The 20,648-nt window shown below is 67.9% G+C and carries 24 protein-coding genes; 11 read left to right on the forward strand and 13 right to left on the reverse strand.

The window, feature by feature from the left end; all coding sequences use genetic code 11:
• Window positions 1-37 precede the first annotated feature (37 nt).
• Window positions 38-388, forward strand: a complete 351-nt coding sequence (locus ABTW65_RS17865; protein ID WP_350662427.1) for a TfoX/Sxy family protein — start codon at window positions 38-40, stop codon at window positions 386-388.
• Here the strand turns inward: ABTW65_RS17865 and ABTW65_RS17870 are convergent.
• Together ABTW65_RS17870 and ABTW65_RS17875 are read right to left on the reverse strand one after the other, a co-directional pair.
• Complete coding sequence (locus tag ABTW65_RS17870) at window positions 371-1,276, reverse strand: endonuclease/exonuclease/phosphatase family protein (RefSeq protein WP_350662429.1); 906 nt, start codon at window positions 1,274-1,276, stop codon at window positions 371-373. The genes ABTW65_RS17865 and ABTW65_RS17870 overlap by 18 nt on opposite strands.
• 52 nt (window positions 1,277-1,328) lie before the next feature.
• Window positions 1,329-2,111 carry an exodeoxyribonuclease III gene (locus ABTW65_RS17875; RefSeq protein ID WP_350662431.1) on the reverse strand — a complete coding sequence of 261 codons (783 nt, stop codon included), beginning with the start codon at window positions 2,109-2,111 and terminating at the stop codon, window positions 1,329-1,331.
• A gap of 45 nt (window positions 2,112-2,156) precedes the next feature.
• On the opposite strand from ABTW65_RS17875, the gene ABTW65_RS17880 reads away from it, so the two are divergent.
• The 4 genes from ABTW65_RS17880 (at window position 2,157) to ABTW65_RS17895 (ending at window position 5,872) form a co-directional block, all read left to right on the forward strand.
• On the forward strand, window positions 2,157-2,948 hold the full coding sequence (locus tag ABTW65_RS17880; RefSeq protein ID WP_350662433.1) for an ABC transporter ATP-binding protein: 792 nt from the start codon (window positions 2,157-2,159) through the stop codon (window positions 2,946-2,948).
• The gene (locus ABTW65_RS17885; protein WP_350662435.1) at window positions 2,945-3,796 is read left to right on the forward strand and encodes an ABC transporter permease; all 852 of its coding nucleotides are present in this window, start codon (window positions 2,945-2,947) and stop codon (window positions 3,794-3,796) included. Before ABTW65_RS17880 ends, ABTW65_RS17885 begins: the two co-directional genes overlap by 4 nt.
• A gap of 21 nt (window positions 3,797-3,817) precedes the next feature.
• Window positions 3,818-4,906 (forward strand): ABC transporter substrate-binding protein, encoded by a 1,089-nt coding sequence (locus tag ABTW65_RS17890; protein ID WP_350662437.1) that lies wholly within the window; start codon window positions 3,818-3,820, stop codon window positions 4,904-4,906.
• 162 nt (window positions 4,907-5,068) lie between these two features.
• Window positions 5,069-5,872: a M57 family metalloprotease gene (locus ABTW65_RS17895; RefSeq protein WP_350662439.1), complete on the forward strand. Its 804-nt coding sequence runs from the start codon at window positions 5,069-5,071 to the stop codon at window positions 5,870-5,872.
• A gap of 59 nt (window positions 5,873-5,931) precedes the next feature.
• Here the strand turns inward: ABTW65_RS17895 and ABTW65_RS17900 are convergent, their stop codons facing one another.
• The gene (locus ABTW65_RS17900) at window positions 5,932-7,779 is read right to left on the reverse strand and encodes a glycoside hydrolase family 3 protein (RefSeq protein ID WP_350662442.1); all 1,848 of its coding nucleotides are present in this window, start codon (window positions 7,777-7,779) and stop codon (window positions 5,932-5,934) included.
• Window positions 7,780-8,022: 243 nt separating this feature from the next.
• Here ABTW65_RS17900 and ABTW65_RS17905 point away from each other — a divergent pair, with 243 nt between their 5' ends.
• On the forward strand, window positions 8,023-9,075 hold the full coding sequence (locus ABTW65_RS17905) for a WD40/YVTN/BNR-like repeat-containing protein (RefSeq protein ID WP_350662444.1): 1,053 nt from the start codon (window positions 8,023-8,025) through the stop codon (window positions 9,073-9,075).
• A 2-nt stretch (window positions 9,076-9,077) separates the two neighbouring features.
• Here the strand turns inward: ABTW65_RS17905 and ABTW65_RS17910 are convergent, their stop codons facing one another.
• Genes ABTW65_RS17910 through ABTW65_RS17920 form a run of 3 tightly spaced genes read right to left on the reverse strand, consistent with a single transcriptional unit; the run spans window position 9,078 to window position 11,633 of the window.
• Window positions 9,078-9,485, reverse strand: a complete 408-nt coding sequence (locus ABTW65_RS17910) for a VOC family protein (protein ID WP_350662446.1) — start codon at window positions 9,483-9,485, stop codon at window positions 9,078-9,080.
• 40 nt (window positions 9,486-9,525) lie between these two features.
• Entirely contained in the window at window positions 9,526-11,118 is a 1,593-nt protein-coding gene (locus ABTW65_RS17915; RefSeq protein WP_350662448.1) for a PH domain-containing protein, read from the reverse strand.
• On the reverse strand, window positions 11,115-11,633 hold the full coding sequence (locus ABTW65_RS17920; RefSeq protein ID WP_350662450.1) for a PH domain-containing protein: 519 nt from the start codon (window positions 11,631-11,633) through the stop codon (window positions 11,115-11,117). Before ABTW65_RS17920 ends, ABTW65_RS17915 begins: the two co-directional genes overlap by 4 nt.
• Before the next feature lie 133 nt (window positions 11,634-11,766).
• On the opposite strand from ABTW65_RS17920, the gene ychF reads away from it, so the two are divergent.
• Window positions 11,767-12,840 carry a redox-regulated ATPase YchF gene (ychF, locus tag ABTW65_RS17925; RefSeq protein ID WP_350662453.1) on the forward strand — a complete coding sequence of 358 codons (1,074 nt, stop codon included), beginning with the start codon at window positions 11,767-11,769 and terminating at the stop codon, window positions 12,838-12,840.
• Between the two features lie 44 nt (window positions 12,841-12,884).
• On the forward strand, window positions 12,885-13,178 hold the full coding sequence (locus tag ABTW65_RS17930; protein ID WP_350662455.1) for a DUF1330 domain-containing protein: 294 nt from the start codon (window positions 12,885-12,887) through the stop codon (window positions 13,176-13,178).
• Between the two features lie 18 nt (window positions 13,179-13,196).
• On the opposite strand, the gene ABTW65_RS17935 is transcribed toward ABTW65_RS17930, so the two are convergent.
• The 4 genes from ABTW65_RS17935 to ABTW65_RS17950 all read right to left on the reverse strand — a co-directional run bounded on the left by ABTW65_RS17935 (window position 13,197) and on the right by ABTW65_RS17950 (window position 16,278).
• Window positions 13,197-14,336: a serine hydrolase domain-containing protein gene (locus ABTW65_RS17935; RefSeq protein ID WP_350662457.1), complete on the reverse strand. Its 1,140-nt coding sequence runs from the start codon at window positions 14,334-14,336 to the stop codon at window positions 13,197-13,199.
• A 10-nt stretch (window positions 14,337-14,346) separates the two neighbouring features.
• A complete protein-coding gene (locus ABTW65_RS17940) occupies window positions 14,347-14,904 on the reverse strand; it encodes a QsdR family transcriptional regulator (RefSeq protein ID WP_350662459.1) in 558 nt (185 codons plus the stop codon).
• A 196-nt stretch (window positions 14,905-15,100) separates the two neighbouring features.
• Window positions 15,101-15,817: a hypothetical protein gene (locus tag ABTW65_RS17945; protein ID WP_350662461.1), complete on the reverse strand. Its 717-nt coding sequence runs from the start codon at window positions 15,815-15,817 to the stop codon at window positions 15,101-15,103.
• On the reverse strand, window positions 15,814-16,278 hold the full coding sequence (locus ABTW65_RS17950; protein ID WP_350662463.1) for a sigma-70 family RNA polymerase sigma factor: 465 nt from the start codon (window positions 16,276-16,278) through the stop codon (window positions 15,814-15,816). Before ABTW65_RS17950 ends, ABTW65_RS17945 begins: the two co-directional genes overlap by 4 nt.
• A 197-nt stretch (window positions 16,279-16,475) precedes the next feature.
• Here ABTW65_RS17950 and ABTW65_RS17955 point away from each other — a divergent pair, with 197 nt between their 5' ends.
• Window positions 16,476-16,961, forward strand: coding sequence for a hypothetical protein (locus ABTW65_RS17955; RefSeq protein WP_350662465.1), 486 nt, complete (start codon window positions 16,476-16,478; stop codon window positions 16,959-16,961).
• A gap of 31 nt (window positions 16,962-16,992) precedes the next feature.
• Window positions 16,993-17,658, forward strand: coding sequence for a hypothetical protein (locus tag ABTW65_RS17960; protein ID WP_350662467.1), 666 nt, complete (start codon window positions 16,993-16,995; stop codon window positions 17,656-17,658).
• Between the two features lie 125 nt (window positions 17,659-17,783).
• Here ABTW65_RS17960 and ABTW65_RS17965 read toward each other — a convergent pair whose 3' ends face one another.
• The 3 genes from ABTW65_RS17965 to ABTW65_RS17975 form a co-directional block, all read right to left on the reverse strand.
• Window positions 17,784-18,128, reverse strand: coding sequence for a VOC family protein (locus ABTW65_RS17965; protein WP_350662469.1), 345 nt, complete (start codon window positions 18,126-18,128; stop codon window positions 17,784-17,786).
• A 71-nt stretch (window positions 18,129-18,199) separates the two neighbouring features.
• Window positions 18,200-19,321 (reverse strand): N(5)-(carboxyethyl)ornithine synthase, encoded by a 1,122-nt coding sequence (locus tag ABTW65_RS17970; protein WP_350662471.1) that lies wholly within the window; start codon window positions 19,319-19,321, stop codon window positions 18,200-18,202.
• A gap of 189 nt (window positions 19,322-19,510) precedes the next feature.
• Window positions 19,511-19,888, reverse strand: a complete 378-nt coding sequence (locus ABTW65_RS17975; RefSeq protein ID WP_350662473.1) for a helix-turn-helix transcriptional regulator — start codon at window positions 19,886-19,888, stop codon at window positions 19,511-19,513.
• Window positions 19,889-19,944: 56 nt separating this feature from the next.
• Between ABTW65_RS17975 and ABTW65_RS17980 the strand changes: the two genes are divergently transcribed.
• The gene (locus ABTW65_RS17980) at window positions 19,945-20,634 is read left to right on the forward strand and encodes an alpha/beta hydrolase (RefSeq protein WP_350662475.1); all 690 of its coding nucleotides are present in this window, start codon (window positions 19,945-19,947) and stop codon (window positions 20,632-20,634) included.
• Window positions 20,635-20,648 lie beyond the last annotated feature (14 nt).

Raw genomic sequence — 20,648 nt, forward strand, 5'->3', positions numbered from 1 at the left:
CATCGATCCTCGCAGGGACCACCGACAATTTGTTCGGATGAGCACGGTCGGTTCGTGGTTCCATGGAGGTATGGCCCACAACGTCGAACTGGCCGAACGAGTGCGGGACCTGATGCCCGCCGGCACCACCGAGGTGAAGATGTTCGGTGGGCTGGCGTTCATGGTCAACGGCAACATGGCCTGCGCGGTCGGCGCCGACGACATGCTCGTACGCACCGGCAAGTCGGCCTACGAGGCCGCCCTCGCGGCAGGCGCCGAGCCGATGATCATGGGCGCCCGGACGATGTCCGGCTACGTCAACGTCGCCGCCGACCTACTCGCTGGCGACGCGCTCGCCGCCTGGGTCAGCCGCGGCGTCGCCACGGCCGAGTCACTGCCACCGAAGTAGCGCGACCACGGGCAGGTGATCGCTCTCGGTCCGGTCCAGCGGTCGTACGTCCTCGACCTCGACACCACGGGCGAAGACGTGGTCGATGCGGATGGCCGGGAGGGCTGCCGGGAAGGTGAAACCGAAGCGGTCCTGCGGTTCGCTGACCTGGGAGATGACCGGACGTAGCGCGCGGTCAGCCGCGACCGCGTTGAAGTCGCCGGCGACGATCACGACATCGGCGTCGTCGGCTCGCAAGGCCTTGGCAAGAAGCTCGATGCTCCCGTTGCGGGCCGTGACGTCCAGGCCGCGCACGCCCAGCCGGATCGAGGGCAGGTGCACGGCATAGACAGCGACGACCGGGGCGTCGGCGGCCGGCCTGGTCTCCACCCGCAGTCCGCGTCTCCACGACGCGTCCACGCCCGCCGGGCGCAGATCGAGAGGTGTCGCGTTCTCCAACGGTTGTGCTGACCAGACCCCGACGGTGCCGTACGTCTCGTGGTGCGGGAGGACGTCTCCGAACGCCCGGCTGTAGTCGTCGACCCGCTCGGGAACCACCTCGTTCAGTGTCACGACGTCGGGCGAGGCAGAGAGGATCTCGCGGACGGTCCCGGTGATGTCCGTGTTGGTGTCGCTCACGTTGTGCTGGACGACGACCAGATCGTGGTTCGAGGCGGGAGCGTCGGAGAGCTTGGAATGAAACATCCAGCCCCAGGCCACGGCGGGCACGATGAACGCGATGACCGCGGCGGCCGACCGTCGCGCCAGCCCGACGAGCAGGACCAGCACTGCCACGGCACCGAGCCAGGGCAGGAATGTCTCCACGAGGCTGCCGATGCCGAACGCCGACGGAAGGTGGGCGTGGAAGACGATCGCGGCGCTGATGGCGAGAAGCAGGATCGCGCACACCGTTCCACGGGACCAGACCGTGCTCCGGTCCTCCCGTTTCACGGCATCGGGGTCAGTCGGCGAGATCGACGATCACCGGCGCGTGGTCGGAGGGGGAGCCAGTGCCGATGGCGGGGTTGCGCTCGTCGAGATCGACGAACGCGCCCGTCACCCGCGACGCGAACGAGGGGGAGCCGAGGACGAAGTCGATGCGCAGGCCGCGGTTGCGCTCGAAGCGCTGCCGGTAGTAGTCGAAGTAGGTGTAGGCCTCCGGACCGGGCACGAAGGGGCGTACGACGTCCTTGAAGTCCTTCTCGATGGCGAAGAAGGCATCGCGCTCGGCGGGGGTGAGGTGGGTCTTGCCGACGAACTGCTTGGGGTCGAAGCAGTCCTCGTCGAAGGGGCAGACGTTCCAGTCGCCGACCATGGCCGAGGGCCCGTCGTGCCAGGCCTGCGAGGCCTTCTGCAGCGCCGCGAGCCACTCCAGCTTGTAGGCGTAGTGGGGGTCGTCCGGCTTGCGGCCGTTGGGGACGTAGACCGAGGTCACCCGTACGTCGCCGCACGTCGCGGTGAGCGCACGCGCCTCGGCGATGTCCTTGAAAGACGGCATCCCCTCGAACCCGACCTGGATGTCGGTCAGCCCGACGCGGGAGAGCAGCGCGACGCCGTTCCACTGGTCGTAGCCCACCGAGGCGACCTCGTAGCCACGGGCCTCCAGCCCCATCGTCGGGATCTGGTCGGGCTTGGCCTTGGTCTCCTGCAGGGCGAGCACGTCGATCGAGTGTCGCTCGACGAAGGCCTCGACGCGGTCGATGCGGGAGCGGATGGAGTTGATGTTCCAGGTGGCGATACGCACGCCCGTCAGACTATCCAGAAGACGTATTGGACTACCGTTTGAGGCGTGGGCAGCGCGACGATCGAGATGCACGGGGTCCGTCGTCTCTATGAGCAGGCTGATCTCGCCGAGCTGATCGCCCTCGACGACATCGATCTGACCATCGAGCCGGGCACGTTCGTGAGCATCATCGGGCCCTCGGGCTGCGGCAAGTCGACGCTGTTGCGGCTGATCAGCGGGCAGGAGTCGGCCGACGCCGGGAAGATCACGGTGTGTGGTCTGACCCCGCGGGAGGCGGCCGAGGCGAAGGCCTTCGGGTTCGTGCCGCAGTCTCCGGCGCTGCTGCCGTGGCTGAGCGTGCTCGGCAACGTCACTTTGCCCCACAAGGTGAATCGCCGCAGCGACCGTGGCCGCCCCGACCTCGAGGCGATGCTGCGCGAGGTCGGCCTGGGGGAGTCGCTCCACAAGCTCCCCGCTGAGCTGTCGGGCGGCATGAAGCAGCGGACCGCGATCGTACGCGCCTTCGGGCTGCGCCCCGACGTACTCCTTCTCGACGAGCCCTTCGGTGCGCTCGACGAGTTCACCCGTGAGGCGCTTCAGGAGCAGCTGCTGGAGCTGTGGGAGCAGACCCGCGCGACGGTCGTCTTTGTGACCCACTCGATCTCCGAGGCGGTCAGGCTGTCCGACAAGGTCGTGGTGATGGCTCCGCGACCGGGCCGGATCACCGACGTCATCGACATCGACCTGCCTCGCCCCCGTCACCAAGAGCTCCTCACCTCGCCCGAGTTCCACGCCCACGAGCTCGCTCTCCGGGACAGCCTGCGAGACGCCTTCAGCCACGGAGAGGTCGTCTCGTGACCCTGGACTCAGGTACGCAGCCGGCCCCTCGGCAGCGGCCACATCTGGTCGTCCCCACGCCCGAGCAGCTCGCCGCGCGCCGCCTGCGCCGCCGCACCCGGCTGCTCCGCCCGGTCTACTGGCTCCCGTTCGTACTCCTCGTCGTGGTGCTCGGGTTCGCCTGGGAGCTGGGCGCGCGGCGGATGCCCTACCTCTTCGCACCGCTCGGCGACATCGCGAGCGTGCTGAGCGAGGACCCTGGCTACTTCCTGAGCAACACCCTGGTCACGCTCAGCGAGGCGCTGGTGGGGCTCGGGATCGGGTTCGTGGCCGCCTTCGCGCTCGCCGTCGTGGTGAGCGAGATCGCAGTGGTGCGGCGTGCGGTGATGCCGGTGGCCGTGGTGCTCTCGGTGACGCCGCTGGTGGCGATCGCGCCGCTGCTCGTGGTCGCGCTCGGGTTCGGGATGGGGCCGAAGGTCGTCCTGACCGCGCTGGTCTGCTTCTTCCCGATCCTGATCAACGTGGCGACCGGGCTCCGCGCGGTGCCGGCGCCGGTGCTGCAGGTCTACCGCACGGTCGCCGCGAGCCGGCTGGAGGTGCTGCGCCACCTGCGGGTGCCGGCCTCGCTGCCGTACGTCTTCGCGTCCCTGCGGATCGTCTTCCCGCTGTCGATGATCGGCGCCGTCGTAGCCGAGCTCTCCGCCGCGGGGTCGGCCGACGGCCTCGGCAGCGTGATACAGGTGGCCAGCTCGCAGAACAGACTGGCTACGGTGTGGGCAGCGATCTTCGTCCTCGCGGCGCTCGGGTCGTTGCTGTTCTGGCTCGTGACGCTCGCCGAGCGTCGAGTGCTCCACTGGCACGAGTCCTGACCTCAGTTGAAGGAGCCCTTCATGTCTCGCGTACGCCCGTTCGCCGCTGCCCTCACGTCGGCGGTCGTCCTGCTCGGTGCGCTGACCGCCTGCGGGTCCTCGCAGAACTCCGCCGACCCGCAGGGCAGCGCGGTCTCGGCCGAGCGCTGCGAACAGAACGAGAAGGCCGGCAAGATCACCTACATGTCGGGCTACTACTGGCAGGCCTCGGCTTCGATCATGGAGGCCATCGCCGCAGATCAGCTGGGCTACTTCAAAGATCTCTGCCTCGACGTCGAGCTCCAGCCGGGCTCGGGCGACGTCTCCCAGAACGCCAAGCTGATCGCGGCCGGGAAGGTGCAGGTCGGGCCGCTCTCCGAGCAGGACATCATGACCTCCAACGCCAGCGGCCTGAAGGTGCTCGGCGTCTCGTCCTACTCCAACGCGGGTCTCGACGTGCTGATGACCGGCACCTCGATCACCGACCTGAAGCAGCTCGAGGGCAAGACGCTCGGCCACAAGGGCTGGGTGCCGGTCGGCGTGCAGGCAATGCTCGCCGAGGCCGGCGTCGACATGGCGAAGGTGAAGCAGGTCAAGGTCGGCTACGACCCCGGCGTGCTGCCGCGCGGCCAGGTCGACGCGCTGGTCGGGTTCGTCTCCAACGAGCCCAACCAGCTCAAGGAGGCCGGCGAGGACGTCACCGTCTGGGAGCCGACCGACTTCGAGGTGCCCGGTTCCCTCGGCGCCTACTCCGTCAACCCCGCCTGGGCCGAGAAGCACCCGACCGCAGTCGAGGACTTCCTGCGGGCCGTCTTCAAGGCCTACACCTACTGCGCCGCCGCCGACCACGTCGAGGAGTGCATCGGCTACCAGAACGACCTGGCCGGCGCCGAGTCCGACGAGAAGCACGAGACGGCCATCTGGCGCACCGAGGTCGCGGTCGCGGCCGACAACCCGCTCCCGGGCAGGTTCGGCTCGGTCGACCCCGACAACGTCGCGGCGCTGGCCGGGGTCGTGACGGCGTACGCAGGTCAGAAGGTCACGCCCGAGCAGGCCGCCTCCTGGTTCGACACGACCTTCGCCGAGGCCGTCGTCGACGACAACGACAAGGTGATCTGGCCCGCTCCGTGACGCTTTCGATGGCAAACGCAGGAATTCGTCTCGAAAGTTTTGCCTGTTCAATGGTTATTTCACCGAAGTTTCTATAGCCCATCCCTAGTCGCAACGCTTGAATCTCCTGTGGCCGCCGGCGTGAATCGCCGGCGGTCGTTCACGAATCCAGGAGGAAGAGCTATGCGAGTTCGTATTCCCATGATGATCGCCGCGGCTGCGGGTGCCGCGGCGCTGACTGCGTCGATGGTTCCCGCATTCGCCGAGGAGGCACCGAGCTACCAGGAGTTCGAGGCGTCCACGTACGTCGACGTCGACGGGCAGTACATCGTCAACGGCGACGAGGTCGTGTCCAACCAGGGCGACCTGCACAAGTTCTACGAGTCGATGGTCTCGACGCCGAAGCACGTCCCGGAGGACGGCCTCATCGTCAACACCGTCAGCGGCCGGGACGACAAGTGGTCGGCCTCCCAGGCGCTCAACCTGACCTACTGTGTCTCGAACAAGTTCGGCACCAACAAGGCTGGCATCGTCACCGCGATGGAGCAGGGTGCAGGCCTGTGGGAGGCGGCGAGCTCGGCGGTCGAGTTCACCTACGTCCCCGCCCAGGACGGCTCGTGCAACACCCGTAACTCCAACGTGCTCTTCTCGGTCGAGCCGGTCAGCACCTCGCAGTACATCGCGCGGGCGTTCTTCCCCTCGACCTCGAAGCGCTCGCGCAACGTGCTCATCGACGACTCGATCTTCTCGTCGGGCAACTGGGAGCCGGGTGACATCCTCGCGCACGAGCTCGGTCACGCCCTCGGGTTCCGCCATGAGCACACCCGCCCGGAGGCGGCGACCTGCTTCGAGGACAACAACTGGCGTGCGCTGACCCCGTACGACTCCTCCTCGATCATGCACTACCCGCAGTGCAACGGTGGCTCGGAGGACCTGGAGTTCCAGGCCTCCGACGCGGCCGGGATCCGGGCGCTCTACGGCTCCTGATCCTCCAGAGCACGAGAGCGGCCCTCCCGGTTTCCGGGAGGGCCGCTCTCATGGGGTTCCTAGTAGGACAGCCCGTGCCCGAGCGGGAAGAGATCCGGGATCTCCACCGGGAGCTTGCCGCTCGGGTTCACCTCGCCGTAGAGCACCCGCACCAGCGACTCGAGCTGGTGGGAGGTGTAGCCGTAGGTGTCGAGCACAGTCGCGGCCTCGGGGAAGGACGTGACGTCGTAGGGGTTACGCATCGCGGTCACGATCACCGGGACGTCGGTGGCGAGCAGCGCCTTGACCAGCTTGGTCTGAGCCACGGACGCCGGGGTCGGCTGGCCGGTCGCCGGGTTGATCTGCCAGGCGTTGTTGGTCGGCACGACCACCAGATCCTTGCCCGCGGCGGCCTCGACGGCGGCGTTGATCTGGGCATCGGTCGGGGTGGTGCCCGACTGCAGCACCTGCGTCGTCGCTCCGCGCTTCTGGAGCCCGGCCGCGATGCCTGCCGTCGTGTCCACGCCCCAGCCCGCGACCAGGACGTTCTTCGCCCCGGGTGCCAGCGGCAGCAGGTCGTCGTCGTTCTTCACCAACGTGGTGGTGCGGTCAGAGATCGCTTGGGCGTCGGCCTTGTGGGCCGGGTTGCTGAAGACCGCCGGAGCGGCGGCCACATCGACGTACGGACTCTCGAAGATCTTGTTCTCGAGCTTGTGCTCCAGGATCCGGTAGACCGACTCGTCGAGCCGCTGGCGCGAGATGGTGCCGTCCTTGACGGCGTCGAAGACCGCGGCGTACGCCGTGTCCATCTGCGGCGGGATGAGCAGCTGGTCGGCGCCGGCGAGGAAGGCCTCGACCGGGGCGACGTCGGGCGGGTACGTCGCGCTCGCGCCCTGCATGTCCAGGGCGTCGGTGACGATCAGGCCGTCGAAGCCCATCTCCTCGCGGAGCAGGCCGGTGAGGATCGGCTCGGACATGGTGGCCGGCTCGCCGCTCGGGTCGATCGCGGGCACGGTCACGTGGGCCGTCATGATCGCGTCGATCCCGGCGTCGATCGCCGCCTTGAACGGAGGCAGGTCGATCGCCTCGAGCTCCTCGCGGCTGTGGGTCACCTCGGGCAGGCCGTAGTGGCTGTCGGTGCCGGTGTCGCCGTGGCCCGGGAAGTGCTTGGCGATCGAGGAGAGGTCACCGTCGTCGAAGCCACCGACCTCGGCCTCGACGATGTCGGAGACCGCGGCCGAGTCGGCCCCGGCCGAGCGGATTCCGATCACCGGGTTGTTGGGGTTGAGGTTGACGTCGGCGACGGGCGCGTAGTCCTGGGTGACCCCGACGGCGGCCAGCTCGGTGCCGATCACCTCGGCGGAGCGGGCCGCGTCCTCGGTCGAGCCGCCTGCGCCCAGCGCCATCTGGCCGGGCATCTGGGTCGCGCCGCTGGCCGGACCGAAGCGGGCCACGAGCGCGCCGCCCTCCTGGTCGACCGCGATGTTGAGCGGGATCTTGGGCCGCTGCTGGAGCGCGGCGCGCTGGAGACCGTTGGAGAGCGTCGCCACCTGGGTCGCATCGCCGATGTTGTCGGGGCCGCGGGTGGTGAAGTAGATGACCCCGCCGGGCTGGTACTTCGCGATCGCTTGCGCCGGGGTGTCCACCCCGTAGAGCCGCTGGTTGCCGGCCTTCGCCGTGTCGCTGACGTTGTTGGCGTCGCGTCCGTAGACCTCGATCACGAAGAGCTGGCCGACCTTCTGCTGCAGCGACATGCGTTGCATCAGCGAGAGGATCTGGTGGTGCTGCGTCGGTGTCTTGGTGGCGGTCGTCGCGGGCGGATCCGGCTCAGCGGCGTGCGTTGCTGCGTACGGCATCGCAACGGCCACCGCGGCCGCGAGTCCCGCAGCCGCGAACCTTCCGCGTCTGGTCAGTGTCGTTCTGCTCATGACAACCTCCCCATCTGCACCGCTGGTGTGCGGCACGGCGATTCACTTTAGGCGCTACCAACCGGTCACGGAAGAAAATTTCCGAGTCCGCACATCTGGCCCCCCGAATCTGCACTTGTGGAGGACGAAACTCGACTTTCGGTGCCCACAACTGCAGATTCGCCTGCCATTGCCACCGATTCGGCGGACGAGTTTTGCGGGATCGGTGGACAGAACGGCCTCACAGGGCCAGGGTGATCCTTCGTGCGCATCGTTGTCGGAGCCGCAGCGGCGGCCACTCTCGTCCTCACCACCCTCACCCTCGCGCCGTCGGCGCAGGCAGTGCAGTCAGGGGGTGCGTACGACTGGACGTCTGTGAACGTCGATACGACACAGGGGTTCCGGGCGCTGGACGCCGTCGACGCGAAGACCGCCTGGGTCGGCGGCGACGGCGGGGGAGTGTTCCGTACGTCCGATGGCGGCCAGACCTGGGACGAGGTCTCGCCGCCGGGAGCCGACGAGCTGCTCTTCCGCGACGTCGAGGCACGCTCGGCGAGCGAGGCGGTGGTGCTCTCCATCGGCGAGGGCGAGGCGAGCCGGATCTACAAGACCGTCGACGGCGGAGCGACCTGGACCGAGACGTTCCGGTCCGCGGAGCCGACCGCCTTCTACAACTGCGTCGACTTCTGGCCGGGCGGCAAGCGCGGGATCGCGATGAGCGACCCGGTCGACGGCGAGTGGCGCATCATCACGACCTCCGACGGCGGCGACACCTGGACGATCGCGGACACGCAGGGACTGGAAGCGCCGGGCGAGTTCGGCTACTCGGCCAGCGGGAGCTGCCTGGTCACTGCGGGGGCGCGCGACGCCTGGATCGGTGGTGGCGGCGCCGCCGCGAAGATCTACGCCACCCACGACGGTGGCCGCTCCTGGTCCGCTGCCGACTCCACGATCGCGACCGGCGAGGCCGCCGGCGTCTTCGGGCTCGGCTTCCGCAATCCCCGCCAGGGGATCGCGGTCGGTGGCGACTTCGGCCTCGAGGACGACGGCGTCGACCGCGCCGCCTACTCGACCGACGGTGGCCGCACCTGGACCAACTCCGACTCTGACCTGGGCGGATACCGCGAGGCGGTCGCCTGGGTCGGCGGCCGCACCGCGATCGCCGTCGGCCCCAACGGCAGCGACATCAGCCACGACAACGGCCGCTCCTGGAAGCCGTTCGGCGCCGCCCAGACCCGCTTCCACACCGTCGACTGCGCCAAGGGCACCTGCTGGGCCGCCGGTGCGGGCGGGCGTGTCGGGGTGCTCGCCCGCTGAGCTCAGATCTTGAGCCCGATCGTCATCGGACCGCTCGAGGCCATCTCGTGCTCGCCGCGCTCGATGCAGAACTCGTTGCCCTCGGGATCGCGGAGCGCGACGAAGCCGGTCCCGTCCTCCTTGCGGTGGTCGCCGAAGACGGTGGCGCCGAGCGAGAGCGCCCGCTCGACGAGCTCGTCGCGAGTGGTGTCCTCCGGCTTGATGTCGATGTGGACCCGGTTCTTCGCCGATTTCGTCTCGGGCACCGGGATGAAGAGGAACATCAGCTCCTTCGACGGGAAGCTGCGGGCGACGATCACCTCGGGGTCCTCGTCGTAGAAGAGGTGCCAGCCGGTCACCGCCGACCAGAACTCCCCGAGCTTGCGAGGGTCGGCACAGTCGAACGTCAGATGGCGGATCTGGATAGTCATGGCCGGATCATCCACCGAAGCCCGTCCGAAGTGGAACGGGTTATTCGACGAACTCCGTGACCGTACGCGGCGTGGCCGCCGCCGCCAGGGCGACGGCCGTCTCGAGCGGCACGTCCGGGATGTCGACGTGCTCGTGGCCGGCCGCGGTCATCGCGGTGACCTGGGCCAGGCCGATGCGGCGGTCGAAGAAGGTCTGCCTGACCCGCCAGCCGATGATGCCGTCGGTCTGCAGGGCGGTGCGTACGGCGGTGTAGGAGCCCGAGCGGACCACCAGATAGCGGTCGGTGAGCGCGTGGCCGAGGTGGCGGTGGCGCAGCTCGGCACCGAGCAGCCCGAGGACGAGGGCGAGCACCAGCACGGCGACCGGGATCCACCAGATCCAGGTGTCGCCGAAGACCCCGATCAGCACGGTCGGGACGAGCGCGACGAGCGTCCACACGAGGGTGGCGACGGCCGCCCGGAACCAGTAGCGCCGGCGCGGCCGCGGCCCGTGGCCGGTGAGCGCCGCCGAGAACGCGTCCTCGCCGAGGATGTCGGTGCCGACCTCGGAGACGACCTGCTCCGGGGCCGTCGGCAGGACCGCGGGGAAATTGTCGTCGAGCCCGGTCGTCAGCAGGTTGAGGTCGGCGCCGCCGGCCAGCCCGATCAGCGGGCCGACGGTGGAGGTGGCGCCGCGTACCTTCGCCTCTTCCACCGTCGTCGCGCGAGTGCTGGTCAGGCCGAAGCTGCGTCGCAGCGTGGTGCCTTCCCGGCCCTGCTCGCGCACGACCTGGAGGTCCCACCAGCGCACCGCATAGCCCACGCACGACCCGATCGCCCACACCGCGGCCGCCCCGACGATCGCGATCGGCACGGCGAAGAACAGCATGCGTACGAACTCGTCGACCGGGACGCCGTTGACCTCGCCGTTGGTGACCCGGACGCCGAAGGACTCCCATGGGATGAGGTCGGAGAACGCACCGAAGACTGCGCCCAGACCACCCAGCGCGATCGCGAGGTTCCTGAGATTGAGCGGGGCGTACCTGATCCAGGACCAGTCGAGCTTCGCGATGATCTCGCCTTCGGGCGAGGCCGTGACGGGCTCGGTCTCTGGCGAGGCGCCTTCAGCCGAGGGCACGTCGGACGCGGATGGCGCGGGGGCCGCGTGCAGGAGCTCGCGCCGCAGCCGGGCGGCCGCGTCCTTGGTCAGCGAGTCGAGCTTGATCTGGCCCTCGTCGACCCCGGTGCCGACGTTGACCTTGGTGACCCCGAGGGCGCGATGGATGAGGGTCGAGCTCAGGTCGACGCTGCGCACCCGGTCGAGCCGGGCGGTCAGGGTGGTGCGGTTGAGCAGACCCTTGCGCACCTCCAGGTGTGTCGGTGTGACCCGATAGGTCGTGGTCAGCCACGGGACCAGACCGGCCAGAGCTGCGACCACCGCGATGCCGGCCGCGACCAGCAGACCGATGAACACGTTCGCCTGGCCGGCACCGAAGGCACCGACAGCGGCCGGGATGATCGCCTGGCGCAGCGTCGAGAGCGGGCTGACGACCGCGGTCCAGCCGGCCAGCCGCTGCCACTCCGCGTCCGGGACTGCAGGGATCTCAGGAACGTCAGGGACCTCGGGTACGCCGGGGACCTCGGGTGTGCTCACGTCGCGTCCTCAGGCGTCGCGGCGGTGATCGCCACCAGCTTCGCGACCACCTCGAGCGCTAGTGCGTCGTCGAGGCAGGCGATCTGGACGATGCCCGCCGAGGAGGCGGTGGAGACCTTGACCGTACGCAGCCCGAACCGCCGCATCAGCGGCCCCTGGGTCGAGTCGACCGTCTGCACCCGGGAGAGCGGCACGATCTCGTCGACGACGGTGAGCCACCCGTGGCGTACATGTACGGCGATGTCGGTCACCTCCCACCGGTGGATCCGGAACCGGATCGAGGGCACGAAGGTCAGCCCCGGCACCGGCGCCAGGACGAAGACCACAGCGGCGAGCCAGAGGATCCAGGTCCAGAAGCCCTCCGGGACGAGGACCGCCGCCACGACCGCACCCACCGCGAGGGCCAGCCAGATCACGGCGCCGATCGCCTCAGCCGTACGCCAGTAGGCCGGCGCGCGCTCGGAGACCTGATGTGCGGGTTCGCGCAGTCGCAGTGGTGCGTCGGGGGCGTTCACGGGCGCGAGCCTATTGGGTGGGGTCCCTTTACCGTAGGAATTCGTGGTCGGCGATTACGCAGGCGTACCACGCGACGGAGTCGCGCGGCCGCGTTTCGGCCGTGATCGGCGTACGACCCTAGGATTGTCGATCGTGGCACTCACCATCGGCATCGTGGGACTTCCCAACGCGGGCAAGTCGACCCTCTTCAACGCTCTGACCAAGAACGACGTCCTCGCGGCGAACTACCCGTTCGCCACCATCGAGCCCAACGTCGGCGTCGTCGGGGTGCCCGACGAGCGGCTGGCCGAGCTGGCGAAGATCTACGGGTCCCAGAAGCTGCTGCCGGCCACGGTGCAGTTCGTCGACATCGCCGGCATCGTGCGCGGCGCCTCGCAGGGTGAGGGCCTGGGCAACAAGTTCCTCTCCCACATCCGCGAGTCCGACGCGATCTGCCAGGTCACCCGGGTCTTCCGCGACGACGACGTCACCCACGTCGACGGCAAGGTCGAGCCCGCCAACGACATCTCCACCATCCAGACCGAGCTGATCCTGGCCGACCTGGAGACGGTCGACAAGGCCATCCCGCGGCTGGAGAAGGAGTCGCGCAAGGCTCCCGACCTCAAGGCGAACCTCGCCGCCGCGGTCGAGGCCAAGGAGGCCCTCGAGGCCGGCACCCCGATCATCGCCACCAAGATCGAGCGGGCCCTGATCCGCGACCTGATGCTGCTCACTGCCAAGCCCTACATCTTCGTCTTCAACTGCGATTCCGACGAGCTCGCCGACGAGGCGCTCAAGGACTCGATGCGCGAGCTGGTCGCCCCCGCCGAGGCGATCTTCCTGGACGCGAAGTTCGAGTCCGAGCTCGTCGAGCTCGACGAGGACGAGGCCCGCGAGTTCCTGGCCGACGCCGGCGTCGAGGAGCCCGGCCTGGACATCCTGGCCCGCGTCGGCTTCGACACCCTCGGCCTGCAGACCTACCTCACCGCCGGCCCCAAGGAGGTCCGCGCGTGGGAGATCCCCAAGGGCGCCACCGCCCCCGAGGCCGCCGGTGTCATCCACACCGACTTCCAGAAGGGCTTCATCAAGGCCGAGATCGTCTCCTACGACGACCTCATCTCCGCCGGCTCTGTGGCCAAGGCCCGCGACCTCGGCAAGGTACGCATGGAGGGCAAGGACTACGTCATGGCCGACGGCGACGTGGTGGAGTTCCGCTTCAACGTCTGAGCGACGACCCGGGTCGATCCGCTCATCCCAACACTGGAGGTTCCATGCCCAAGGGCTACTGGGTCAGCGCGTACCGCACCATTTCAGATCCCGAGAAGCTGGCTGCTTACAACAAGCTGGCCCCTCTGGCCGTCAAGGCCGCGGGCGGTCGGGTCCTCACCCGTGGCAGCCGGGTCGTGGCGCATGACGCCGGAATCGCCGAGCGCACCGTCCTGATCGAGTTCGACAGCTTTGAGCAGGCCGTCGCGGCGCACGAGAGCGACGCCTACCAGGAGGCGCTGGCCGCCCTCTCCGACGGCGTCGAGCGCGACTTCCGCATCGTCGAAGGCCTCGACTGAGCGAGTTCGGACGTTCGGTCAGGCGGTGACGGCCTGGAGCACTGCGCGGATGTAGGCCTCCGATCGGTCCGATCCGATGATGCCCGGGCCCATCTTGTTCATGACGTACGAGACCGTCATCTTCTGCAGCGGGAACATGATCGTCATGGACCCGCCCCATCCGCCCCAGAAGCAGATGCGCTCGTCCGGGATGTACGGCAAGGTCGTCGGCTCGGGCAGACCGAAACCGATCCCCCAGCGCAGCGGGACGCCGAGGACGAGGTCATCTCCGTGAACCTGCTCGTCGAAGATGCGGTCGATGGTCTTCTCCGACAGCAAGCGGATTCCTCCCACCTCCCCACCGCGGGAGATGATCGACATGGTCCGCGCCAGGGCACGCGCGTTCGTGTGGCCGTTCAGCGCGCCCATGTCGGCACGCCGCCACGCGGGCGTGTTGGCCGCAGCGGGATTACCCGCGGGCCCGGTCAGGGTCTTGACCATCACCGAGTCCGCCGGGATCGACCCGAAGTCGAACGGCAGCGGGGGCGGCGGAACGATCTCCGCGATCCGGTCATCGTCCTTTGCCTCTGCGCCGATCTGCAGGTCGACGCCCAGCGGTTCCGCGATCTCCTCGGCCACGAATTGCTTGAGCGTCTTGCCGCTCACTCGGCGCACGATCTCGCCGAGGAGGTGGCCCTGGTTCTGAGCGTGGTAGCCCGACGCGGTGCCCGGCTCCCACCACGGAGCCTGGCCGGCTAGGCGCGCCACCGACGTCTCCCAGTCGTACATCTCCTCGACGACAAAGGGCTGCTCCCAGCCCGAGACCCCGGAGGTGTGGGCCATCAGGTGACGGACCTCGATCGCTTCCTTGCCGGCCTGGCCGAACTCCGGCCAGTACGTCGCGACAGGGGTGTCCAGGTCCACCTGGCCTCGGTCGACGAGCATCAGGATCGCGAGCGCGGTGATCTCCTTGGTGGTCGACCAGACATTGACGATCGTGTCTCGATCCCACGGGAGGGTGCGTGCGACGTCGCGGTAGCCGCCCCACAGGTCGACGACCAGCTCACCGTCGATGTCGATGGCGACAGCTGCGCCGAGCTCTTCACCGGACTCGAGATTCGCGGAGAGCTCGTCCCGCAATCGCGTGAAGCGCTCGTCGTTGTGGCCGTTGAGTTCCATGTGTTCTCCTCTAGTTCCCGTGCCTGCTCAGCAGTGCGACGAAGACGGTATGGGCAGCGTCGGCGTCCGGTTCTGCGCCGGCGATGATGTCCGCATAGATGTACGTCTCGGCGACGCGCACAAGCAGTCGCGCGAGATCCAGGCGGCTCAATGCGATCGCCGGTGCCGGCTCTGTCGCGAGCAGGCTCTCCACGCGTTCGACCATGCGCGTCTGGTTCGGTGCGGCGTTCGTCGTCAGGATCCGCAGGGCGCGTTGCGGATCACGGTGCAAGAACGCGCGGAAGTACGGCGCTTCGATGAGATACCGCACGAATGCCGACAGCGCCTCGGCAGTGCGATCCGGAGTGCCTTCGGGAGCCTCCCGCAGGCAGCGTGCCCAGGTGTCCTCGCCAAGGGTCCAGAGGGCCTCGGCGAGCAGCAAGTCACGACGCCCGACGCGGCGGAAGACCGTGACGCGGTCAACCCCAGCCCCAGCGGCGACCTTGCCGACGTCGACCGGTTCACCCGCCAACACCATGCGGCGCGCCTCGGCGATGATCCTCGCCGTTGTGTGACCTTCATCACTCACGGATTGGAGCATACGCACGGCCTGCAACATTTTCAATATTTGTTGCAGATCCCAGGTCTGCGGTGCTGATGCGCGTGGTCGCTGCGTGGTGTTGAAGCAACGGAACGCGTCGTTGGTGGCCGCACTTTCTACGCCGGAAGTCTGATGGCTTTGCGCGGCTGAGAAGGCGCGAACGCTTGTTCTCGTTGCTCGCTGGTCAACGTCGCGGCACCTTCTGCTCTTCCTGGGACCCCGGGACGATCTGGCCGTCGATGGCCAGCTCAGAGACGTACTCGTACATGTCGTGGGGGACCTCGAAGGCGGCGTATCCCGCTCCGTCGACCTCGTAGACGTCGAGGTCCTTGGTGTAGCCCGCTGACGTGATGCGGACCGAAGTCACATCGGGATGAACGGCGTAGACCCAGACGAACGAGTCACCGACCTCGGCACCCGAATCGTTGAAGAGCGCCGGATTCTTCAGATAGCGCGACGTGTCGTTGACGACGCCGCAGTCCGTTTCGGTGTATTCGCCGTACTCATAGCCAGTCGTGTTCCACTCGCTTCCGAGCAGATTCTTCTTCTCCTCGACCAACTCCACTCCGGTGACTGGCTGACCGCACTCATCGGTACGGTCGGACTCGATCAGCAGGTAGCGGCTGCCGTCCACGCTTCCGCGCATGACGATGTCCTGCGCAGGGATCTTGTCGACGTACTCCGATCCCTCGCGGACGATCGCAGCTCCCGCACCTGCCGCCAGCACCACGGGGATGGCGACCGCGCCGAGGCCGACCAGGATCCGCCGCCTGCGGTGTGGCTTGCGCGCAGTGTTGGTCCGGGTTGCAGTGAAGTCGTCCTCGGTGAGCGTTTCGGCAACCGTGTTCAGGGTGTGTCGCAGGAGCAGTCCGAGGCTCTCCGGGTTCTTGGCGTCGTTCATGCGAGTGCCTTTCGGAGCTTGTCCAGCGCCCGTCGGTGGTCCGAGCGGACGGTTGCGGCGGGGCGGTTGAGGATGTCTGCGACCTCGGCCAGGGGAAGATCCTCGTAGTAGTGGAGAACGATGACCGCGCGTTGCACCCAGGGCAACCGCGCTATCTGTGCCCACGTCTCGTCGACCTCCTGCGGGAGTGCCACAGACGGTCGTTCCGCCGGTCTGGCAAGAAGACGTAGATGTCGTCGCTGGCCATCTTTGACGAGATTGACCACGGCCTTCTTGAGGTACGGCAACGGACTCTCGATCTGGTCCCAGCGTTCGTGCGCCGAGGTGAAGGCTGACTGGACCACGTCCTCGCTCACATCGTGAGAGCCAGAGATCAGGTACGCCAGCCGAAGCAGCGCCATCCGGTGTTCCCGGTACGCCTGCTCGAACCCAACGTTGGGCACTTGCCCCTTCGTCGTCATCACACCCTTCAGTCGTACGGGAGACCCGGAACGTTGCACTCGAGATTGAGCCGAATGTGGCGAATGCTAGGCATAAGGACACGACCACACCCGTGATCGGGCATGCGACGCGTCTCGCTTGAATGACGCACGACCTCGAACGCCGACCCGCCACGGCTAGGTTCTGCCGAAGTCTCGGCTGACGGAGTGGAGCTGTGATGGTTGGCCAGGTTGAGGCGACGTGGATCGCGGTCTTGGTGCTGTCGTTCGCGCCGACGATCGTCGCGCTGTTCCTGATCGTCCGCGGCGCCGTTGTCCGGGGACGGGTTGCAGCGCTGGACATCCTCGATATCGCGATGGTGTTGGTCTTCTGCTGGGCCGGCGCTCTCGTCTACTTCCTCATCGCGTTCCTGCGTCGCCGAGGGAAGGCGCGGACCGTCGTCGCTGTGCTGCCTGCAATCGAGGAGAGCGAGGTGACCTTGAACCGGGTCGATGAGGCGTATGCGCGGGCCTGGGCCGAAGCGCGTACGGCAGCCGACGACGACCTGATCGACGTGCTCCGCCAGGCAGGACTCGGGACGAGCTGGACCGAGCCTGGCCGGCCGAGGGCGGATCTGCTGCTCGCCATCTGGCGGGCGGGCGCTACCCCGCGATCCGCCTCGAGACAGCTTCGCGAAGCACTCGGCGCACGGTCTGACGCTTGACCCTGGTGGGGACCAGGAGAAGTCTGGAGAGATGACTAACCGTGCGATCGATGACTCGCGTTCGCTGCTGACTCTCGGCCGGGTGGACTCGGTGCGGGTCCAAGTCGGCTATCGGGCCAGCCCAGACGAGCAGGTGGATCGGCAGTACTTGCTCGACCTGTCGGTCCCAGAGCCGGACGGCGGGGGAGGCGCGGATGTCCTCGACGAGCAGGGGATCCTCGCCGCACTGGAGCCAGTCTTGTACGCCGGGGCCGACGCGCGGCGGCACTACTCGCTGCACCAGCACCGATGGCACACCAGTTGGGGCGCCAGTCCGGGCGCCCTCGAGATCGGGCTGCTGGTGAACACCGGGCCCCGGACCACGGCCGTCTCGGAGGCGTCGTACGACGGTGTGTCCCGCGCCTTTCGTGACGTGATGGAGGTGGTCGGCGAGCCGGAGCGGACGCCGATTTCGCGGGAGTCGGCGGTCCAGCGCACCCGGCGCGCGGCGGCGACGGCGTACGCCGTGGACCCGGACGCCCTGTCGCTCCGCGCGGAGGAGCACCACGCGGCGGACAACTCCTGGACGCTCACCTTGCGCTCCACCGCGGGGGATGAGTACGACGTGGTGGTCGGTTTCGTCGAGGGGTACGCCGGTTCGGTGTCGGTGCGGCACGCCCACCGGATCGAGGCGTCCGACTCCCTCGGGCCCGAGTGACCCGGAGCCATGAAGTCGCCGCGACGGCACCCGCCACCTGTCGTACCCCAAAGCTCGGACCGGACGTAGGACCGGGCTTCGGCTCGGATGAGTCGTAGGGGCAGCATCTTCGCAGTCCTCTGCGGTCAGGTGTGGGTGCCGACGTTGATCACCCGCCCGGACGAGTCGCGGTAGAAGAATCGGCGCACGCCCCACTCTTCCGTGGACAGGGGGTGCACGATCTCAACGCCCGCAGTCACTGCTGCGGCGTGGGCAGCTTCGACATCGTCGACGAAGATCGAGACGTCCGGGTTGACCGACGCCGTTGCGTCAGTGGTCATCAATCCGATCTGGTGGCCGGCGTCGTCGGCAAGGAAGGCAATCCACCCCATGTTCATGACCACCCGCATGCCGAGCACGCCGGTGTGCTCGGTGATGGCGGTCGCGAGATCATCGACGGTCAGGATCGGGGCGATGCGCTCGATCTCCATGCAACAATCCGATCATATTCAGCGGCCTCGGTTCGAAACGTTGGTCAGCGACAGAACGGTGGAGTTCCGCCTCAACGACTGAGCGCCTCGGCAGCGCGAGTGTGTGGGTAGGCCGAGTCGCGGCCCTGGAAGCTCAGGATGCTCGGGTTGCTGATCACGCCGTCATTGATCTCGATCGCCCGGGAGACGGTCAGGTCGGCCGTCCAAGCGGTCGGTCCCTCCATGACCGTGCGCAGGAACGGCAGCAGCGCCTCGCTGATCTCCCAGGTGGCCGAGTTCCACAGGTACGACGGGGTGTGGTCGACCGCGTAGTAGTTGACGCCGTTGCCGACCGTGAACATCGGGTCGTCGAACGTGGTGGGCTTCGCCCAGTCGAACCCCATGCCCTCGTCGCACGAGACGTCGACGATCAGGCTGCCCGGGGCGAACCCCGCCAAGTCCTCGGTCCGGAGATAGGTCAACGGTGCGGCAACGTCCTGGAGCGTGCAGTTGACGACGACGTCGTGCGATGCCAGGAACTCGGGGAGCAGCATGTTGCCGTCCTTCGTGAGTACCTCGCTGAGGTGGGTCTCGCCGTCGCCTGTGTGGAGCTGGGCGATGTGCGCGCCGTGGATCGGGGAGCCGACCGCCGCGGCGCCGCGCTGGGTGAGGACCTGGATGTCGTGGATGCCCTGCGCCGTGAGCGCGGTCACCGCACCACGGGCCGTCGCACCGAAGCCGATGACGACTGCGCTGCGACGGGGCCCGTACATGCCCGTGGATCCGGTGAGACTCAGGGCATGGAGCACCGAGCAATAGCCGGCGAGCTCGTTGTTCTTGTGGAACACATGCAGGCTGAAGTCACCGCGGCCGCTCCAGTGGTTCATCGCCTCGAATGCGATGAGCGTGAGCCGGCGGTCGATCGCCGTCTGCGTCAGGGCGGGGTCCTGCACGCAGTGCGGCCATCCCCACAGCACACGGCCCTCGGGGATCGCGGCGACGTCGGCCATCTGCGGCTTCGGAAGCAGCAGTACGTCAGCCGTCTCGATCACCGTGGAGCGATCCGCGACCCTGCCGACACGCGACTCGACGTAGCCGGGCTCCAGCTGGAAGTCAGCGCCGTAGCCACGCTCGACGATCATCCGCGCACGGAGATCCGGGTCGATCAGATCAAGGTGGTGAGGGTGGATCGGCAGCCGCTGCTCGTTCTCCATCGAGGAAGCCGAGAGCATTCCGAGGGTGAGCAGCGTGCTGGTCGATGAGCTGGGGGCGGTGGAAAAGGGTAGAACAGCGCCGGACATCCGGACTCCCATCATTGGGGAACCAGGGTCAGCTCCTGACGCGAGCGTACGCGCACCCTGTCCAGCCGACGCGATCGTCGAACACGCGCGACGTAGCCGCAGCTACACCGAGGGCAGCAGCGCTCGGGTGAGCTTGTGCATGCTTGTCCGCGCCGAGTCGGTCGCTGTGGGGCCGAGGGCAACCAGGGCGACGATCAGCGCCGCCACCTCGTCCGGTTCGAGCGAGATGGGGTCCAGCTTCGACCGCACATCCAAGAGATAGCCGCCTCCCGGGCCTCGCTGGACGCGGATGGGGATGCCGCTCTCACGCATCCGGGCGATATCGCGCTCGACGGTCCGTGCGGTCACATCGAGAGCATGCGCCAAGGCGAGTGCCGACTTCGGTACGCCGCGCTGCCATCGCAGCTGCTCGATGAGAGCGTGCTGTCGCTCGATCCGACGAAGAGTCAGATGCGGATCGGCCGATCTGGAGAACGCCACAACACGACCCTAATGCCGACATCGGCCTGTCGGCCTCTAACCGTAGTTTGAAGCGTATGACACTTCCTCTTCTCTTCCTGTCCGGTGCCGGGCTACCCGCTTGGATCTGGGACGAGGTTCGTTCTGGGATCGCCGCCCCGTCGGTGGTCGCCCCTCGCCCCGCGACAGGTTCTGGGACCGTCACTGAGTACGCTCGAGCGGCGCTCGACGCCGCTCCCGAGGGATCGTTTGGGGTCGTCGCGCACTCTGCCGGAGGCGTGGTCGCCACGGAGTTGGCACGCCTCGCCGCGGGTCGAGTGGCGGCAGTGCTCGGAGTCGCCGCCGTGATCCCCGCTTCCGGTGCGTCTTTCGTCTCGTCGCTACCGTTCCCCAACAAGATCGTGCTCCCTCTGATCCTCCGCGTCGCAGGAACCAGGCCGCCCGAGTCAGTGATCCGCAAGGGCCTCGCCGCGGGGCTCGACGAAGAGACCGTGCAGCGGCTGATCGCCGACCTCGAACCCGAGCCGGTGAAGTACTTCACCACCCGCACGACGGGGCACCAAGCGATGCGCGCAGTGCCGCTCAAGAAGTACGTCGTCACCACCGATGATGCCGAGCTGACCGTCAGTATGCAGCGAGGCTACGCAGGGCAGCTCGGCGCAAGCGGCGTAACCGAGATCGCCAGCGCGCACCTACCCATGATCACCAACTCTGCCGAGGTGATTGCCGCCGCGCAGGACCTCGCCGAGAGCCAGCCAGCCGTTTGAACCGCCGTGCGTCT

Origin of the sequence: Nocardioides sp. NPDC127503, assembly GCF_040302165.1 — a bacterium.
In the GTDB taxonomy this organism is placed as follows: Bacteria; Actinomycetota; Actinomycetes; order Propionibacteriales; family Nocardioidaceae; genus Nocardioides.

Coding starts and splice junctions, on each gene's coding strand:
- ABTW65_RS17865 (WP_350662427.1), top strand. CDS start 38: ATGAGCACGGTCGGTTCGTGGTTCCATGGAGGTATGGCCCACAACGTC.
- ABTW65_RS17890 (WP_350662437.1), top strand. CDS start 3,818: ATGTCTCGCGTACGCCCGTTCGCCGCTGCCCTCACGTCGGCGGTCGTC.
- ABTW65_RS17895 (WP_350662439.1), top strand. CDS start 5,069: ATGCGAGTTCGTATTCCCATGATGATCGCCGCGGCTGCGGGTGCCGCG.
- ABTW65_RS17900 (WP_350662442.1), bottom strand. CDS start 7,779: ATGAGCAGAACGACACTGACCAGACGCGGAAGGTTCGCGGCTGCGGGA.
- ABTW65_RS17910 (WP_350662446.1), bottom strand. CDS start 9,485: ATGACTATCCAGATCCGCCATCTGACGTTCGACTGTGCCGACCCTCGC.
- ABTW65_RS17930 (WP_350662455.1), top strand. CDS start 12,885: ATGCCCAAGGGCTACTGGGTCAGCGCGTACCGCACCATTTCAGATCCC.
- ABTW65_RS17935 (WP_350662457.1), bottom strand. CDS start 14,336: ATGGAACTCAACGGCCACAACGACGAGCGCTTCACGCGATTGCGGGAC.
- ABTW65_RS17945 (WP_350662461.1), bottom strand. CDS start 15,817: ATGAACGACGCCAAGAACCCGGAGAGCCTCGGACTGCTCCTGCGACAC.
- ABTW65_RS17950 (WP_350662463.1), bottom strand. CDS start 16,278: ATGACGACGAAGGGGCAAGTGCCCAACGTTGGGTTCGAGCAGGCGTAC.
- ABTW65_RS17955 (WP_350662465.1), top strand. CDS start 16,476: ATGGTTGGCCAGGTTGAGGCGACGTGGATCGCGGTCTTGGTGCTGTCG.
- ABTW65_RS17960 (WP_350662467.1), top strand. CDS start 16,993: ATGACTAACCGTGCGATCGATGACTCGCGTTCGCTGCTGACTCTCGGC.
- ABTW65_RS17965 (WP_350662469.1), bottom strand. CDS start 18,128: ATGGAGATCGAGCGCATCGCCCCGATCCTGACCGTCGATGATCTCGCG.
- ABTW65_RS17970 (WP_350662471.1), bottom strand. CDS start 19,321: ATGGAGAACGAGCAGCGGCTGCCGATCCACCCTCACCACCTTGATCTG.
- ABTW65_RS17980 (WP_350662475.1), top strand. CDS start 19,945: ATGACACTTCCTCTTCTCTTCCTGTCCGGTGCCGGGCTACCCGCTTGG.